Below are 16,969 nucleotides of genomic sequence, written 5' to 3' on the forward strand. Positions count from 1 at the left end.
GACCGTTTATACGGTACCGATATTGCAATGCATGATAGACGGATAGAATGCTTTTTCAACGGTCCTCGTGTAATCTTGGCAAATATGGATAACCGGAACGGTTCTCTGCGCCGGATCACTCGACAATGCCAATATGGCTATACAGGCCGGGCTTATCTGGAGGCATGGGGCCGTCGATAGAGATGCGGGCTCTCCACATCCATTGCCCAAATTCCAAGCAAACGTGCGCGTGCTTCGTTCTCGGCATACCCTTATTCGGCAATGTCGATGCCGTGGTTTTGCGGCAAGTAGCGTGACATCGCTTCGGCCTGCCCTGCGCGCAACCAGGCCGTATGGCAACCGCGCGGCGAAAACGGAGCGAAAGATCAATGTATCCCCTCCATTCCATGACGGGCAGCAAGCCCGAAAACCGAGCGGGCAAGATGCAGTTCGCCGGCGGCTGCGCGCGCTGTCATGGCGCGCAAATAGCCGCCCGGCGACTTCACTTCCTGTTGGTCGAACTTCTGCAGTGTAATGGCGATGGCAATTGCGGCGGCCTGTTCCCCCATCTGATCCACCGCGCGACGGCGTGCATCTTCGGAAATACCCGCCAAGCGGCAGACTTGTGGGGCGAGCCGGGCTAATTCAGCCCAGTTGCGGGGGAGCGACATTCCATAAGTGGTTAGCGCCGGTATTGCCCGTAACACATCCTGTAGGGCCACTAACGCTTGTGGCGGGTGGTGCGGTCGATTGTTTTTACCCGAATTGCGCCCCAGGCTTTTTTCGAAAGCCCTCTTACCGGCGAAGCCGGTCATCAAAAAATTGAGTTGTTCGGCGCTAGCCGAACGCATTTCATCACTACTACTTTCAAGGGAATAGGGGTTTGTAATCTGTTTGTGCATGTCGTTTTCGGCATACGGGCATGTCGAATCTTCGTTTCTATCGGACGGCTGCTCACGGTGAGGGAGCTGCATTACCCGCTCGACGATCCATTCAATCAAGCCTGTTGCGCGACGCAGAACAGCACTTGATGCCTTGCTCGCGATGCCTACTGCATCGAGAACACGCTCGAAACGCTTCTCGATTATTGAGCGCAGCCGAGCGGGGATGTCCTCCATAGTGGCGAGCGCGTTACGTAGATTGCGAACGGCGCCGCGATAGCGACGCAGGTTCGCATTGAGTGCTTTCTTTTCCGCCTTTGTCTGTCGGACCATCCCATCGAGTTCCGGGAAGCGGGCGATGAGAACGCGCAGATCGATGCCGCAAGCCTCGGCAATACTGCCGTCCCCGCTACGGACCGGATAGCGCTTATAATTACCACTGTCCTGCATGGTGATTAAACCGGCATCGAAGAGCTGTGACAACATACGGCTCACACGTCCCTCGGATCGTCCAATCTCGAAGGCAAGCGCCGCATTGGATTTGAACACGATCGGTCGGCCGCCTTTGTCATAGCTCTCTGCTGGAGCCGTATTGATCAGTGTAACAAGCAAGTGCGCCTCTGTGCCATTAATGAGGCCAAGGCAAGGGAGTGACTGCGCAAGTCCGATCAGCTGGCCGCGTGTAACAGTTCCCATCTCTGCGAACCGAGCCATTCGACGAAACTCGGTTCGTTGTGGTGTCTGTTTACGGCCGACTCGCCGCACAGGTTGTAGGGCTTCCCCCATACTCCTCATCTCCTCACTGAGGACCAGGCAAAGATTTCCCGTTCGCCGAAAAGCGTTTCTGTTTGACATTGGAAGATGGGAGTGCGATTCTACTTTTACTGAAGGTTTGAAATTTGCACCCCGCTTCCGGATTTATTCGGGAGCGGTTTTTCTTTTTTACCCGGTCACATTCTCCTCAAAGTTTGGTATTCGACGGCAATGAATGTTACCGATTTGGTTCATTCCGACAACCCATAAACAGACGTTCTGCCTGAAAAGTGCGCTTTAGATGCCATTATATTTAGAATTTAGGACCATAATTACCCTTATGAGTCATCCAACCGGTATTTCCGTATTACCTTTTCGGTAATCTGCATCAAACTTACCCATTCTATTAACCGAAGCCATCTCGCCTCTCTTAATGGGCCTCCGGCAACCCTACAGCGCGATATGGGAGCGCGGGTGCCTCCGGCCGGCGGCGTCCGCTACGCTCTCACCGCAAATGGCGCACTAAAATTGTTTGAAGATCCAAAACGGATTAACCCGAGATCAGGATTCTACTGAAGGGTCTTCGATGTTTTCATATAAGCGACGGGTGTAGAGCGGCAATCAACGTGGGAACGGCGTCAATCTAGATGAGTTTGTCGCGATGAGCGTCCCGTAGGGAGGGCTTGCCCGACCGCAGGGACGTTCATCGCGACGGCGCAAACCCGGTTGGGTTCACGCCGTCTGGTGATCGCGATGTGTTGGGTGCATTTTTCTTTTTCTCACAAAGGAAGAATGCATGCCCGGCAGACACATCACAGATCAACAATTGAGGCTTTACATGCAAAATCGCGAGAAGCACAGTGTTCCTGTTGCAGCCGCCAAGTCAGGGTTCAGCGCATCAACGGGTTATCGGATTGAAACAGATCCTCGCCTGCCGAGCGAGAAGAAGGTCAAACACGAACGCCGTCGACCTGATCCATTGGCCGGGATATTCATAGAAGAAGTTGTTCCTATGCTGCAAAGCGCACCAGGACTGCGGCCGGTTGGCATTCTTCGGGAACTTCGCAAACGCCACCCTGAACTCGGAGCTGGCATCCGCCGCACACTTGAACGACGGATCAGCGCATGGCGTGCGCTCCATGGAGAAGACCAGGAAGTCATCTTCCGGCAGGTTCATGAGCCGGGACATATGGGGCTTTCGGACTTTACCCATGCGCCGGGTCTTAAGGTTACAATCGCAGGGGTAGTTTTGGATTATCTACTCTACCACTTCCGTCTTGCATATAGTGGCTTTGAGCATGCCCAGATTGTTGAAGGCGGTGAAAGTTTTGCTGCGCTAACTACTGGTTTGCAAAATGCTCTTTGGTCGCTGGGTGGCGCACCGCGTGACCACCGTACAGACAGTCTTTCGGCTGCATTCCGTAATATCAATGCTGATAGCGCTCGCGATATGACGGATCGCTACGAAGCCCTTTGTGCCCATTACGGTATGAAAGCCAGTCGCAACAATCGCGGCGTCGCTCATGAGAATGGAGCAGTTGAAGGTTCTCATGGCGATCTGAAGCGGGAACTGGAAGATGCGCTTTTGCTGCGCGGAACGCGCGACTTTCCCGACGTCACCAGTTTTGCTGCCTTTCTTGATGGCGTTGTCGGTCAGCGAAATGCCCGCCGGATCAAAGAGATTGCCGCTGAGCGCGAAAGCCTGCTACTGCTACCGCGCGACCGCCAGCCGGAGGGCGTAGATGAGATTGTTCGCGTCACCAGCAGCGGAGGGTTTACCCTTCGCAGGGTGTTTTACACTGTTCCATCACGGCTGATCGGACACCGCTTGCGCGCACGGCTCTTCAAGCAGCACATCGAACTGTTTCTGGGTGGCACTCATGTGATGACGCTTCCGCGAGTGCGCGGCCAGCTTGGTCCTCTTCAGCATGTTGTAAACTACCGCCATGTCATTCATTCGCTTCGCCGAAAGCCGGGAGCTTTGCCGCGACTTATCTATCGCGATCAGCTCTTCCCAAGGGACGCTTATCGCAAACTCTATCACGCCGCCATGGAAGCATTGCCCGAACGCGATGCCTGCCGTCTAACGGTAGAATTGCTCAGCCTCGCTCATGAGCGCAATGTCGAGGCTGCATTGGCGGATGCCATTGAGACTACGCTTAATGCCGGGAGTTTGCCCACAATTGATGAAATGCGCGTCAGGTTCGCACCCAACCCGGCCAGCGTTCCCCAGGTTAATGTCGATCTGGGCAAGCTGGTCGATTACGATCAGCTGATCAGCACGCATAGGCAGGTGATGGCATGAGGTCCAACGATCAAATCGATACTGCGCGCCTGTCTTTAATGCTCACTGATCTGCGGCTCCCAGGGATATCATAGGCCTGGCATAGCTTCACTGAACGGGCTGACACCGAAGGCTGGCCTGCAGCCAGGTTGCTTGCGGCTCTTACCGAGTTCGAGATTGCCGAGCGCGAAACACGGCGCATGCAGCGCCATCTCACCGAAGCACGTCTTCCTCCGGGGAAAACCCTCGATGCATTCGACTTCACAGCCGTCCCGATGGTCTCAAAAGCCCGTGTAATGGCATTGGTCGCAGGCGATGTCTGGCTGAAGAATGGGGCTAATCTGATGTTGTTTGGCGGACCGGGCGGCGGCAAGTCGCATCTTGCGGCGGCTATCGGCGTAGGACTGATCGAGAATGGATGGCGGGTGCTGTTTACCCGCACCACCGATCTCGTTCAAAAGCTGCAGGCCGCGCGACGAAATCTCGATCCTGAAGGTGCAATAGCAAAGCTTGACAAGTATCATCTGCTCATACTCGATGACATGGCCTATGTGAGCAAGGATCAGGCTGAAACCAGTGTGCTCTTTGAACTCATCAGTGCACGATACGAGCGACGATCAATTCTCATCACTGCAAATCAGCCTTTTGGGGAATGGGACAAGGTCTTCCCCGATAAAGCCATGACGCTGGCTGCCATCGACAGACTGGTTCATCACGCGACCATCTTCGAGATGAATGTGGAAAGCTACAGGCGCAAAACCGCTATCACACGTCTAACACTGGGGGAGAATGAAGCATCCGACGTAGCCGATGCATTACCTCCGGCTCTCGTTCCAGCTCAGTGACGCGCCGCGACAAACAAACGCAAATGTAGATTGTCGCGCAATCAAAGTCGGCCTGATTAAAACGGGCCGACTTTTTGCGGACCTGAGCGACAAATATAAGTCATCCAGATTGTCGCGCAGCGTCAATCTCCAAATCAAACTTATGTCGCTCTGCGTCAAGTAACCAAAAATAGTCCTTGCAACACACAGATACTCGGTACATCTTCATTAAATCGCGAGCACCAAAATCTTCATCCGGTTTGTCGCGCTTCCTATCTAAATTGTCGCGCCACAGACGGGTTGGAATCTGAATTCAAGGCAATTATATTTTCGGCGTTCAAAGCGGAATGAACGTGACCAGATTGTGTTGAACGGCCCCGGTGTCTTTGGGAAGAGCACCGGGATTTAATTCCTTCGGTCAACTCCGGGTTTGGCGCGAAAAAACGATTGAGCGCTTAAAAGCCAACTGAAGCCATCAAAAAGCGTCAGGCCTCTTCGAAAGACGGGCACCCTATGGCGATGTAGAGAGTATTCATGCTATCTCAGCCGCTACCGCACAGTTAAATTTTGTAAGCACAGCTTTCAATCAAAGGCTTGTTTACAATTTTATGCGCAGTATCGACTTATGAACGACAATTACCCTTCGTCAATAATCGATTGGACTGGCCAATCATCTTTCAAACGCCGACAATGCATCCGGCTATTGGTCGCCGTTGTTGTCATGTTGATAGCTTTTGTCGGGGTCACGACGCTTGCTTACAGCCTCCTCGCATCAAGCACATCTGAGCGCGCCATCCTTTCAGAAGACGCGTCGTCGAATGAAATGTTTGGCTGATCCCAACAAGGTCCCTTCGCTTAGCCTGTTACAGGACACTGAATGATATGCCGCCCTGCCGATCAGTATCTTCTACATCCAGAGATAAGAGATCATGAGCATCGGAAGGTTTCAGTTCCACTTTCTGGGCATCCATCGCCACAGCAATAGCCTGCTTATTCCCCCAGAGTTTTCCACGCCTAGTCGTATCCGGACTGTCGGCAGGCTCCGCAATACTAAATTCAATCTGGCCAGCATCAATGCCGTCACAAATCAAACTGCCTGACCCGTTCAGGAATATAACACTCAAGTCTGCGCCTCCTCACAAGAACTCATACTGGTCATATGGCCAGCGGGGACTTGGTTCAATGATCAATCGATCGGGTAGCCGCGATAAGCGGCAGTTGCGCGTCCCCTGCGCATTCAATAGTGTCCATCGGCAAAGCAAACGTCGCTCCATTTAAGAGGATCCATATGGCAACGGGCACGGTAAAATTTTTCAATTCTGACAAAGGTTTCGGTTTTATCACGCCAGAAAGTGGCGGCAGTGATGTTTTTGTGCATGTCTCCGGCTTAGCCCAAGCAGGCGGATCGCTCGGAGAGGGCCAGAAAGTCAGCTACGAAATCGGCCAGGATCGTAAGACCGGCAAAGCCAAAGCGGAAAACGTTCGACCGATCTGAATCGGCATCCCGCAGACTTGTCGCCAGGTCCATCGCTGCAATCTGGCGGCGATGGTCTTCGTACGAGCGGCCTACACTTATATTTCCGATCTCCCTTAATCAGCGGTATTCCATGCGCGCTTTGCTGAAAACCGGAGCCGAGACGCCCATCTTCTTTGGTTGCCGTCCGCGATACCGGTTACCCCTAGGAAGCCCCTCGCCTAACGGTTCGAACGTCGGAAAAAGGGAAAACCAGTGCGATAAGCAAATCAACGCCAGACCGGCCATGAGAATTAACCCGAGCGTGAAAAATCCACTGAGAGCCCAAAATATGATCGGGTTATCGCTCATATAAATGTCCGACCCTCGTCTGTTGACGATCCTCCCGTTCTGTATGACCCCAACGAGACCCTGCGCACCGGCCCAGACCAGCCAACAAAGCAATCCCGCGACTAGGCCCGAGCCCAGAATTTGGCTTATCCGCGATAGACGTTTCCAACTCATGGCTGTGCCTTAAGAAACGGGTCAAAGCAGTCTCATACTGAGACGAGACACCCACTTGCCTTCATTCCCGACAACAGGAGTTGGCGGATTGAGAAGGTCCCTCCCCTCGCCTTCTGTGTCAGAGACCGTAGATATCCGCCAGGCGAGTTGATGGCCGACAGTTTCTGCAAAATCCACGCAATAGCGGTTGAAGCGGTTTCTGGCCCCATGAAACGGATAGCTTCCTGATAGGCTGATTGACTGATGCCGAGAAAGCCCGAGACGATACGCGAGGCATCAAGAAGCTCACGCCATGTGCCAATTCCGTTCACACCATACTCGCAGATATCCGGACAGGATCGAAGCACCTGGTCGAGAGATATGGATGGCGTTAACTCGGCAGAAGTTTCGCTTTCAGCTTTCACGGGAACTGGTATTTCTGCAGAAGGCGCTTTCAAATCAATCTTTTTGCTATTTTGAGATTCAAAAAGGGATTCTGACAGGGATTCATTATGCTGCCGCTCATATTGAGCGACGCTGCCGCTCATTTCCGGAACAATCTCTATTGGTTTCAACACGATAGCCATTTCACCACGAATGGCTTCAAAATTGGCCCTGATCGCGGACAGTTCATCAAGAGATGCGCGGCGAGGAATAGCGTCGACAATGGCGCGGAAGCAAATGAACAACGCTTCGAGACGCGCGCCACGCTCACCTGTTTCTTCGGCCTTATCCGCAAAAGCTGCCGCCATATCTCGGCGCATGACGGACACTTCGTCGCGAAGACGCTTCAGTTCTTTCTGATCGGCGAGAATCTTATCTGCGATAGCAGCAATTTCAGACGCGCGATCGAGCAAGGGCGCAAAGGAAAAGCCGAAAGCAAGCTCGACGCCGCCTTCCCTATCCTTATGAGCATAGCGTTTGCGGGTCGGGCTATCGTTGCGCGCAATGATCCCAGCGTCAATCAGGGACGCCAGATGACGGCGCAGTGTCGATTCCGGCATGCCATGGGCGCGCAGCGAAAGCTGTCGATTGGATGGGAAAACGACAAGACCGCTTTTCTCATGCAATTCATCATCAGGCAAAAATGACAGAAGTGAGCTCAGCACGGCAAGACAACGATCGTTCAGACCGAATTCAGCCTTAGTGAGGCAAAGCTGTTTGTAGAGCGCCCATCTGTTTACGCCTCTCCCCTGCTCAGGCTTTTCCTGCGGGTCAGCATTTTGGGCAAAAGCCTTCATTCGTCCACGAAATGCGGACGTGTTAGTCTTCAGAATTTGCATTCCCTCTCACCTTTCAAAAGGCAAAAGAAATCCACCCGCCAAAATGACGTTAAAAACATTGACAAAGATTCTGAGAAATGCGATTCGTAATTTGCTAGGATTACAGATCGGCTCTCACAGACTTTGTTTGTGGGGGCTTTTCTTTTGCGGTTTAATCTCCAGTTTGTGTCTTTTTTGATTGCTCAAACTCATCATAAAGAGAGTCTAACCGAGCAGATATCCAGTCACCAAAATCACCAGCATTAGCGTCAGTGAGTTCGATTGATGTCTTTTTAGGCATCCGATTTATTGAGAACGTAACTGAGGAATCTTTGGATCTCCAGGACTTAACCGGCACCATTTTTTTATTTTTGGTAAGTGGCTTTAGAAGCTGGAAAACACGAACGAACCGTTCATCCGATGAGAGTGCTTTAAGTTCACCGTCTAAGAGTTCACGTACGTAGGATATATTGCCTGCCTCTGCAAGATAAGCGGCGACCTTCACCCATCGATCTCTGCCTGCTTTTGGCGCGGATCCGATACCGCGAATGATGTCGTCTGGAATACGTTCAGCTGTAGAAATAAGGTGTGAAAGCGCGGCTTTATCGATCGCAAGCGCAGACATGATAACATCACGCTTGAAGCCCCTGCCCTCCAATTGGAGCGCATAGAGAGCCTTCTCAATATATGAAAGGTCTTGCCTGGCGTTGTTTTCCTGTCCCTGAGCAACTACGAGTTCGTTATCGGAAAGAGGCTTAACGGTCGCCTTTACGAGCTTTCCAGCTTCCTTCACTGCGCGAAGTCGTCTGCGACCGTAGGCTACCTGATAACGACCTTCTTTATCTGGATGGGGGCGAACGAGAATGGGGACCTGTTGTCCATGTTCCCTTATTTGAGCTGCAAACTCTGCGAAGCTCTCATCGCTCTCTTCAAGACGATCTGAGACAAATGGCTCATCAATAAGATCAGGTTCGATCTCAGAAACTGAGCTAGATTTCAGTTGCTGAATGGAACGGGAAACAGCGCCGATTGCGCCCTTGTGTGAGAACGCAGCAGATGCGCGTTCAGGAGTTTGAACTTCATCGGGAGCAGAGTTGTCGGACGACAACTTTTGAGGAAGCAAGCCTTCAAGCAGGTTTTTGCGAGCCATTACGATCTCCCCCAAGCTGTGTGAATTAACTGTTCGATCTCCGAATTAACATTGTCCAGAGCCTCATGGGCACGGTCATAAGTGGCTCTTGTGAACTGTTCTCTTGGGACTTCGTAAAGGGTTTGCTTAGTGATGCCAGCGTCAGAAATTGCAGTAGATTTCAACATTGGGTGATTAAGAACGTGATCGCCGAACATGGTTCTCATGAAAGACATCATCTGGTTCTGCGGACCATCACCAGGTTCGTAGCGGGTGACTAGATATCGCATCCAATCGTAGTCCATCGAGCCACCAGCTTCAGCGACAACCGACAGCAGTTCCGATGTCATGAGCAGGAACTGACACATCGACATGACATCGAGCATCTGCGGATGGACAGTCACCAATACTGCAGTTGCTGCACAAAGAGCTGACATCGTCAGAAAGCCGAGCTGGGGTGGGCAGTCTACAACAACGACATCGTAGTTATCCGCAACGGATGAAATGGCTTCATCCATTCTCGTGAAAAACATGGATTGATGATCGTTGCGTGCAAGAACACGAGCGGTGTCATGCTCGAATTCGACGAGTTCCAGATTACCCGGAACAAGATCGAGGTTCTGCATGTAAGTCTTCTTTATGATCTCCGAGAGAGGTCGTCTCTCGCCATCGTATCTGACAGCGCCATACAGAGTTTCATTGTCGCCTACATCGAACTCTGGTTGAAAACCGTGAAGAGCGGATAGAGATGCCTGCGGGTCAAGATCGATAGCAAGAACGCGATGGCCATGGAGAGCCAGGTACTGTGCAAGATGTGCAGCGGTGGTTGTCTTGCCGGAGCCGCCCTTAAAATTTACGACAGCTATTACCTGGAGATGTTCGTGTTTCGACCGGATAGGAAGATATCTGCGGTCGTGCTTGCCGTTCTCATCGAGATATTTACGTAGCTCGTGGATTGCTTCAGCACTGTAAGATCGGCGACCATTCGCGCTAACTTCGGGCTGGACCCCTTTGCCTTCTAAAGAGAGGTGGCGTAGGTATCCGTCGTTCACGCCGATGAGTTTTGCAGCTTCAGTGGAACTAAATGAACGCAAACTTTTACGAGCTTCCGGGGGGTATAACTGAATGCGATGCTTCTGTAGCTGCGCAGACAAGTCTTTCGCATGAGTAGCGATTAGTTTGTGAATAGCTTTGTTAAGTTTTGCGTTCGACTCCAAGTCACGCTCCAATGTAGACACGCTTTTTTGCGTAAACACAGATAATTTCCGTCTATGAATACCCCGATTCCCAGCGAGGCTCAACATATTTAAAGTTAATGATCGGTTAATGAGAGTTGGACGCAGATTAAAGGAGTTGTCGCCCGACAACTCCTAGCTATGAGGACGGATTTAAGTTGAAAATTTAGCGGAGAGGGGAGGGGGCTTTTGTTTTTGGATTAAAATCGTAATGGAGAAATGGGCATAAATACACTACATGGCGCGTGTGATGGCATAGCTGTTCGTATTGGCTATCAGAAACAAATTTATCTAAACAAAGTGCTTGTTTATCACGGCGATTATGGTGCCGATTATTCACTTGTTGATGCAAACAGGAAAAGCAGGCAAGAGGATAAAGTTTTTGAAAACCAGCATTTTCGTGCGCAGGCTTCTTACTTTCATGAACTCTTTAAATTGTGATCGAGCTTTAGCAGGTCAACTTATCTTAGTCGGATAGTCAACGACAGCAGTCGCTTCGAAGCATGCTGGGGTCGATGTGGACGGGTAGACCAGGTGTGGCGGGCCTCAGTCATCCCGAGACATCTCAGATGACCTGCGGTGGTTTGCCGATCAATTCTGTTCCAACAATATTCGACTTAAGGCCTTCGGCTCCAGGCGTGCTACGTTGTGTCCGCAATTGAGCGAAAAGGTTGTCCAGTCCGGCTGGTGGCTCAGGCGTCGATAAAGCTCAAGGAAAGGACTTCCTTCCCAGCCATGTGCGCCTACGAATGTCTTGCGCGGAACATCTCGCCAGCGTCCAGTGAGTGTAATTGATTGGAGAAACGTTCCGATCGGATGTGGGCGGCATCTCGAGTCGAGACTGGGTGGTGGCGCGCAATTCAACCCGTCAGCCGCTGCACCTGCGACAAACATGTCCCGAAAACGGGGTGTTGTCAGCGACCACACAGAGTCTCCTGAATCGGGTACGTAGGCATCGACGTAGATCAGGGCCCGGATTGGCGTCGGATTGATGTCTGCGACGCCGCTCATGACCATCCCGCCATAGGATTGCCCGACAAGAACTAGGTCATCGCAGGTTTGCGACTGCACGAGTTCGGCGACTTCACCTATGTGGCTTTCAAGGTTGGTCATGGGAGCAGGAACATTGCCCAGTCCCGAAAGCGTTACCGGCACGACGTTGTGCCCGTGCCTTGTCAATATGTCTGCTAAGTTCCGGTAGACCCACCCGCCCTGCCATCCCCCGGGTATCAGAATAAAAGTGGCCATAATATTTGTTCCATTCGTTGGTGTCGCAACGCGCTCTAGATGTAGCCTTATTTTTGTGCTTTGTTGCCGAAATGGTCGGCAGCTTTGCGCCAAATTCCTATCGCTCTCTTGTGCGTTCGACACTGTCGGCTTTTGGACCTCATTGCGACCCTTGTCGTTATGAATGACTTTCCTTGCAATGGACACTAGGATGGCTGGAGTTGGCGCAGTTTTTTAGGTTGACTCGTCAAGAGAGACAGGAAATTGACAGCAAAACCAAAAACTTTATACGGCCCTCAAGCACAGACGAAACGCGAAATGATACGGAAGTTGGCGGTTATCCTCAGTGCCATTATCTTGGCGTATTCGATCCCCGCAAAGGCTGATCGACTAGTTTGTTCTCAATCAGAACATCTGCGCTACATGAAAATGGTCGGTGAGGTTGGCGAGATGGGGATCGACCGTGACCCTGTGGGGGAAGATGTTGCGGCTTTCGAGAGGTTAACAGCCGCATATGAAACCCTCAACCCGAAAGGACCGAAGACCTCGCTTTTCGTGGCGTATGTTCCCACCGGTCAGATTTATAGTAAGGTATGTGCGCAAGAGCGCTGCACGATGGAAGAAATGGCAACGCCGGAGCAAGCCTGTTTGATCGATCATATGAACCAATGCAGCTATGTTGCACTTCGCTTCCGGGGCGAAGAGTTCTGCCTCCTCCGTTCGCCGCAAAATTAGTTGTTTGATTCTGCCATCTGATGGATTTCTCACCGGCATGATCGCCGAACTCCGTGCGGTATGCGGCTAACTTGTCTCGGAAATCCTGAACTTTGCATCGGGACGCGCTAACTTTGAATTCTCACGGGAACCTTTGTCGCGATAGTCGGACGTGAAAGTCCGACTTGCACGGCAGATTTTTGCGGCACTACTTGCCGCTTCTACCCTCCCTGCCTGCAAGCCGACTGACCGTTTCCCACCTCAACCCGGCCGTTTTAGTTCGTAATAGCTAAACTGGCTGGTTGTCTTTCGATCAGACACTCTCCTTTCCGATGACAGGAAACTTGCAGAGAATGGCATCGCATGAACGGATAAGTCCGGGCAGGTAGGACTGGTCTCCCTCCACGATGAAACGATGATATTGATTGATGTGATCAGCAGTAATTTCAATCACCGCTTCAACATGACCCAACTTCTGCATTCTCAGAACGACATTGATTTCCGGTTCCAAGCCCTTGAGTGTGGCTTCGCCTGCCAAAGAGGTCGCCAATACATCTAGTTGACCGCGGAATTTCCTGATGTCCGTAGTCATCAGGATTGGCCCTGCACATTCGACATGTGCGCCGTTAGCCTCCATGCGCGCGCGAACCATCAGCCAATTCCCATCCCAGAAGTCCAACACATCCGGGAACTGGCGTCCATCTATCCAAAGCGAAAAGCCGCTAAAGTGCAAACTGGGTTCATCTGTCATAGCCGCGACAATGCCATGGCGTCCGTCCGTTTTCTACTCGCCAACGAAAAGACCACCGCTCCTCTTGCCATACTTTCCCTGTACCTGAAATTCTCAAGAAGGCTTTCTTCGATTATTGCTTCGAGAGCATAGGTAAGGGCCTGCGTTTTGGCCGCACCCTGATGAATGCCATCTCCGCGTTGGGGGTGTTTCAGAAACTCAACGGCTTTTCTTTTGTCAACAAGGGGAGGGGTCACTGTTGTGAGCACCCTTCCGGTCTGGTCTTCCTGATCGTGTCTCTATCGATTGGGCTGTCCCTGCTCCGTTTTGACGGCCTGTTCATGCATGGCCAGTCGCGCAGCCTCGATTGCCGCAGTAAAGGATTTGGCCCTAAAGCATCGGATTTTCAGTACTCCGGTAGCAAATTTGACGGTTATGGCGTCTGTAATCAGTCTGCGGTGAACTGAAATCCCGACGATGTCCTCCAAATGTATTTCAACACTCAATTCGTCAGGATGAGGATGCAATGCCCGGTTCATGTCGTTTAGGCGGAAACTCAGAGTGGCGGCTGTCAGTTCGCACTTGCCCCCTACCCACAATCCACCTTGCCTACGACGACGCTCATCAATCTGACCAGAGATTGTATCCGGCAAAAGATCGGTTTCCGACAAGCTTGCATTATCAAGGAAAGCGTTGACGAGACGGCTATCGATAACGTTTGGCGTGGCATCCTCCCGATAAAAGTCTGTTGCAACAGGTATCCAGATACTAGCGCATGGGAGAAGCTTTAGACAAATGCACCAGATTGCCTGACTTCAAAGCAGCCTTGAAAAACTGTGCCGACTGGCATTGTTGTATAGTCAAGATCGGCTGCCACTGCGCGGATCGGCACCACACTTGGTCGGCACGGCGGGGACGTAGGCTCCATCGGTGGAGCGACCATTCTCGATGTTGATCTCGGCCGTTCGTGGTCATCTTCAGCACTCTGGAACGCGGACCTTGCTCATGACCGGTGCCGTGAGGAGTATTAGTCACATAAACCGATGCAGATTTGTCGCTTGATTGGAAATTCTTGCAGAACGTTTGGAGGAAGCTATGACGGCAATATTGGAAGGAAGAAACCTTCGGCTCCGGCAAGCGTCCGTTGAGGATGTGGAAGCTCGCCTTTCCCTGGGTAATCACGCAGAAATAATAGAGATGTTTGGAGTGAGTCGGGGCCTCCAACTTCCGTTGACAAGAGACGGTGCGACGCGATGGGTCCAGAGGCTCATCGATCATCCGCATGCCTGGGTGATCGAGATTCACGGCAGACTGATCGGCGAAATCAGGCTGGATAATGTTGATTTACACGACCGGCGTGCGTCGATGGCGGTTGGAATTCTCGATCCGCAATTGCTGGGCAAAGGCTTGGGCAGCGAAGCTATTTTATTGCTTCTGCGACACGCCTTTGCTGACTTGCAGCTTCATCGAATAGGAATCCGGGTGCTTGCTTACAATCAACGTGCAATCCCAGCTTATAAAAAATGCGGATTCGTCATTGAAGGCAGGGAACGAGAGGCGGCGTTTGTAAATGGTACCTGGCACGACGACGTAATGATGGGGCTGCTTGAACACGAGTTTTTTACGCGGAACTCCTGATATTCGCGACAAGCCAGCTGTCTTTTTGGAAACCAATTCAAACGTTGCTCTTCCGCGTCCCTGCGTAGATGATCGTAGGCCGCGCATCTTGGGGCTATTTGAAGCCGAACTGGTCGATAACTTCCGTCAAATCGACATGGCCTCGGCAAGCTCCATTGCCTGGCGATATCTCACCGTTCTCCAGCGATGTCGCATAAACGACGGCCGGATCGGCTTCGATGCGTCCTCTAAGGGCAGCAAGTTTTGGCCAGCGCGCCATGTCGGCCACTTGATGGAAGTCGAGCCAACGGGCGACCCCGATCAGAATGCCGTCAGCTAGTGTCGGATTATCGGCGATCAGAAATCGAGAGTCTGCAATCATCTCCTCAAGCCGGTCGTGGCGTTCGATGACGCCTTCGCTGCCCCATTCTTTCAAGGCCGATTGCATCGCCGGGTTGGGGGGCTGCATTTCCATCGCAGCCCAAAGGGGGCCAAACACTCCGGTGAATCCGGTGTTGATGAACGCCATCAACTGATGCATCCGGTCGGCTTCGTGCGACAGTGGATCGAAGCTAATGCGCCGCTCGGTGTCTCGGGCCTCCAGCCACGCAGCGATAGCCATGGTTTCGGTGAGTACGTCACCTTGATCTGCTACCAACGCGGGTGTCTCAACGCGCGGATTGATCCGCTTGTAGGATGGATCACGCATCTCGCCGAGCATGTCGACGCGGCAGAGCTTATAGGGCCTGCCCATCCATTCGAGAGCGGCGACGAGTCCCATAGAGCTTCCCGCCGGAAAGCCGTATAAGAGTATGGGTTCCATGTTCTTGTTCTCCATGATTTCTTCTGATCACGCTGCGCAGCGAAGCCGAACCTTAGCAGGCGGTTTCGCCAAGTAAATTACGCACTTTTTTGTTACCATGAGCTGCTGATGAAAGACGTTATTTCCCGCTGCCCTATCGAAGAGGTCATGCTGATTCTCAGCGGTCGTTGGCCGACGTTGCTGATCTATTATCTGCAGGAAGGTACGAAGCGGTTCAGTGATCTTCGCCGGGACAATCCGACAATCTCTCACAAGATGTTGACGCTCGAACTGCGGAAGCTCGAGGATGCTGGTATTGTACGCCGTACCGAATTCGGGGGCTATCCACTTCGCGTCGAGTACGACCTGACAACTGCCGGAGAGCGACTGGTGCCGCTCATCGATGCGTTAGGCGATTGGTGGGAAGCTACCGATGGCAATATTGGAGAGCAGGGCGCGGATAACTTGGACATTCCAGATTCACAGCCCGACCTCGTTTGATCGCAAATTGAGCATCCGGCTGAGTGTTGCCACGTTCGTACGATTCTCCTTTTTCGATCGCAAAGCGGCCAGTCAGCTTTCCACCCCCGTTGCAGACATACGCAAATCAATCTTGCAATGACAGGTTGGGCCTTATTGCGGACCTTTTACAAGCCGGACGAAAATGACCTATGTCGCCCGAGGTACTCGCGCTAATCGTCTCTCCCGGGTTCGTTTGGATCGTTGGAAAACAGGGCGATCTTATTGCCCTGAGGGTCGCGTAGGTAACCGACATAAAATTTAGGACCGTATGAGTTACGGAAGCCCGGTTGGCCCTCGTCAACGCCCCCTGCGGCAAGCGCGGCGGCGTGAAGGTCACGAACCTGTTTTTGACTGCGAGCCTGGAATGCGATCATTGTACCGTTGCCAGCTGAAGCCAGGCGCCCGTTGAAGGGAGGCTTGACGTAGAAATCCGGCAGAGCGGCTGACGGGCCCGGCTGTTCGGGTAGCACGTAGCTCAGGCCTTCGGTCCCCTCAGTCAGCTCGTAATCAAGCGCTGGCAGGAACGCAGAGTAAAACCTTCTCGCGCGAGCGATATCGTCAGCGCCAACGGTTACGTAGCCTATCATGCTGCCCATTCTCCTCAGAAGATTTGGTTATTGTAACGAAATCCCTGCGCGACCGTAGCACCAACTTACAGGTCCGTTCAACGTCCGCTTCGTCGGCAATGCAGCCCTTCTATGGTGACCATCGCAACGACCGCTTCCAACACTATTCAGACATGCAGATCGTCCGCAATAATTGGAGGCAGGCGAAAGGAATGATTGTTGTTATAGCGTTGCTTTGAAGCCATTCGACCATACGATCAGCATAACATTGCTCAATATCGACGGAGTCTGCATGCGTAGGAATTGGAATCTGATAAGGAGCATGATGAATGCGGCAATTGATGTTTGCGAGTACGTCGACTTCTCCGGAAAATATTTGATATCAAATCATACGCGCGCGCCATGAAGCCGGGGAAGAATTGCATTACGTGCCGGAGACCGCCCGTTCTGTAGTTTCCATGGCTCATATCAGCGCTGAGTTGATTGT

General features: G+C 52.2%; 17 protein-coding genes and 1 pseudogene. 8 read left to right on the forward strand and 10 right to left on the reverse strand.

Annotated features, from left to right (window positions below; translation table 11 throughout):
* Positions 1–365: 365 nt before the first annotated feature.
* Positions 366–1,646: a plasmid replication protein RepC gene (gene repC / locus CEV32_RS04885; protein ID WP_094574697.1), complete on the reverse strand. Its 1,281-nt coding sequence runs from the start codon at positions 1,644–1,646 to the stop codon at positions 366–368.
* A 763-nt stretch (positions 1,647–2,409) separates the two neighbouring features.
* On the opposite strand from repC (CEV32_RS04885), the gene istA reads away from it, so the two are divergent.
* Positions 2,410–3,918, forward strand: a complete 1,509-nt coding sequence (istA, locus tag CEV32_RS04890; protein WP_094574699.1) for an IS21 family transposase — start codon at positions 2,410–2,412, stop codon at positions 3,916–3,918.
* Positions 3,915–4,742: pseudogene (gene istB, locus CEV32_RS04895) on the forward strand (IS21-like element helper ATPase IstB). The gene istA and the pseudogene istB overlap by 4 nt, the downstream one beginning before the upstream one ends.
* A gap of 842 nt (positions 4,743–5,584) precedes the next feature.
* Here the strand turns inward: istB and CEV32_RS04905 are convergent.
* Positions 5,585–5,845: a hypothetical protein gene (locus CEV32_RS04905; RefSeq protein ID WP_094574704.1), complete on the reverse strand. Its 261-nt coding sequence runs from the start codon at positions 5,843–5,845 to the stop codon at positions 5,585–5,587.
* Positions 5,846–6,009: 164 nt separating this feature from the next.
* Here CEV32_RS04905 and CEV32_RS04910 point away from each other — a divergent pair, with 164 nt between their 5' ends.
* Positions 6,010–6,216, forward strand: a complete 207-nt coding sequence (locus CEV32_RS04910) for a cold-shock protein (RefSeq protein ID WP_094574707.1) — start codon at positions 6,010–6,012, stop codon at positions 6,214–6,216.
* A gap of 99 nt (positions 6,217–6,315) precedes the next feature.
* On the opposite strand, the gene CEV32_RS23340 is transcribed toward CEV32_RS04910, so the two are convergent.
* The 4 genes from CEV32_RS23340 to repA form a co-directional block, all read right to left on the reverse strand.
* Positions 6,316–6,546 carry a hypothetical protein gene (locus CEV32_RS23340; protein WP_138787083.1) on the reverse strand — a complete coding sequence of 77 codons (231 nt, stop codon included), beginning with the start codon at positions 6,544–6,546 and terminating at the stop codon, positions 6,316–6,318.
* Between the two features lie 185 nt (positions 6,547–6,731).
* Entirely contained in the window at positions 6,732–7,961 is a 1,230-nt protein-coding gene (repC, locus tag CEV32_RS04920) for a plasmid replication protein RepC (RefSeq protein WP_094574711.1), read from the reverse strand.
* 151 nt (positions 7,962–8,112) lie between these two features.
* A complete protein-coding gene (repB, locus tag CEV32_RS04925; protein WP_094574714.1) occupies positions 8,113–9,090 on the reverse strand; it encodes a plasmid partitioning protein RepB in 978 nt (325 codons plus the stop codon).
* On the reverse strand, positions 9,090–10,286 hold the full coding sequence (repA, locus tag CEV32_RS04930) for a plasmid partitioning protein RepA (protein ID WP_094574853.1): 1,197 nt from the start codon (positions 10,284–10,286) through the stop codon (positions 9,090–9,092). The genes repB and repA overlap by 1 nt, the downstream gene beginning before the upstream one ends.
* A 237-nt stretch (positions 10,287–10,523) precedes the next feature.
* Here repA and CEV32_RS04935 point away from each other — a divergent pair, with 237 nt between their 5' ends.
* Positions 10,524–10,745 (forward strand): hypothetical protein, encoded by a 222-nt coding sequence (locus tag CEV32_RS04935; RefSeq protein WP_094574716.1) that lies wholly within the window; start codon positions 10,524–10,526, stop codon positions 10,743–10,745.
* Between the two features lie 150 nt (positions 10,746–10,895).
* On the opposite strand, the gene CEV32_RS04940 is transcribed toward CEV32_RS04935, so the two are convergent.
* Positions 10,896–11,552, reverse strand: a complete 657-nt coding sequence (locus tag CEV32_RS04940) for an alpha/beta fold hydrolase (protein WP_094574718.1) — start codon at positions 11,550–11,552, stop codon at positions 10,896–10,898.
* Positions 11,553–11,795: 243 nt separating this feature from the next.
* Between CEV32_RS04940 and CEV32_RS04945 the strand changes: the two genes are divergently transcribed.
* Positions 11,796–12,266: a hypothetical protein gene (locus tag CEV32_RS04945; RefSeq protein WP_128094906.1), complete on the forward strand. Its 471-nt coding sequence runs from the start codon at positions 11,796–11,798 to the stop codon at positions 12,264–12,266.
* Between the two features lie 292 nt (positions 12,267–12,558).
* On the opposite strand, the gene CEV32_RS04950 is transcribed toward CEV32_RS04945, so the two are convergent.
* Positions 12,559–12,996 (reverse strand): WapI family immunity protein, encoded by a 438-nt coding sequence (locus CEV32_RS04950; RefSeq protein WP_094574722.1) that lies wholly within the window; start codon positions 12,994–12,996, stop codon positions 12,559–12,561.
* A gap of 161 nt (positions 12,997–13,157) precedes the next feature.
* Between CEV32_RS04950 and CEV32_RS23345 the strand changes: the two genes are divergently transcribed.
* Positions 13,158–13,442 (forward strand): hypothetical protein, encoded by a 285-nt coding sequence (locus tag CEV32_RS23345; protein ID WP_138787086.1) that lies wholly within the window; start codon positions 13,158–13,160, stop codon positions 13,440–13,442.
* A gap of 628 nt (positions 13,443–14,070) precedes the next feature.
* Positions 14,071–14,613 carry a GNAT family N-acetyltransferase gene (locus CEV32_RS04965; RefSeq protein ID WP_094574728.1) on the forward strand — a complete coding sequence of 181 codons (543 nt, stop codon included), beginning with the start codon at positions 14,071–14,073 and terminating at the stop codon, positions 14,611–14,613.
* Between the two features lie 94 nt (positions 14,614–14,707).
* Here CEV32_RS04965 and CEV32_RS04970 read toward each other — a convergent pair whose 3' ends face one another.
* Positions 14,708–15,415 carry a glutathione S-transferase family protein gene (locus tag CEV32_RS04970; RefSeq protein ID WP_094574730.1) on the reverse strand — a complete coding sequence of 236 codons (708 nt, stop codon included), beginning with the start codon at positions 15,413–15,415 and terminating at the stop codon, positions 14,708–14,710.
* A 108-nt stretch (positions 15,416–15,523) separates the two neighbouring features.
* On the opposite strand from CEV32_RS04970, the gene CEV32_RS04975 reads away from it, so the two are divergent.
* Positions 15,524–15,895, forward strand: coding sequence for a winged helix-turn-helix transcriptional regulator (locus CEV32_RS04975; RefSeq protein ID WP_094574732.1), 372 nt, complete (start codon positions 15,524–15,526; stop codon positions 15,893–15,895).
* Positions 15,896–16,086: 191 nt separating this feature from the next.
* Here the strand turns inward: CEV32_RS04975 and CEV32_RS04980 are convergent, their stop codons facing one another.
* Positions 16,087–16,503 (reverse strand): VOC family protein, encoded by a 417-nt coding sequence (locus CEV32_RS04980; protein ID WP_094574735.1) that lies wholly within the window; start codon positions 16,501–16,503, stop codon positions 16,087–16,089.
* Positions 16,504–16,969 lie beyond the last annotated feature (466 nt).

Source organism: Brucella rhizosphaerae (genome assembly GCF_002252475.1).
GTDB lineage: Bacteria > Pseudomonadota > Alphaproteobacteria > Rhizobiales > Rhizobiaceae > Brucella > Brucella rhizosphaerae.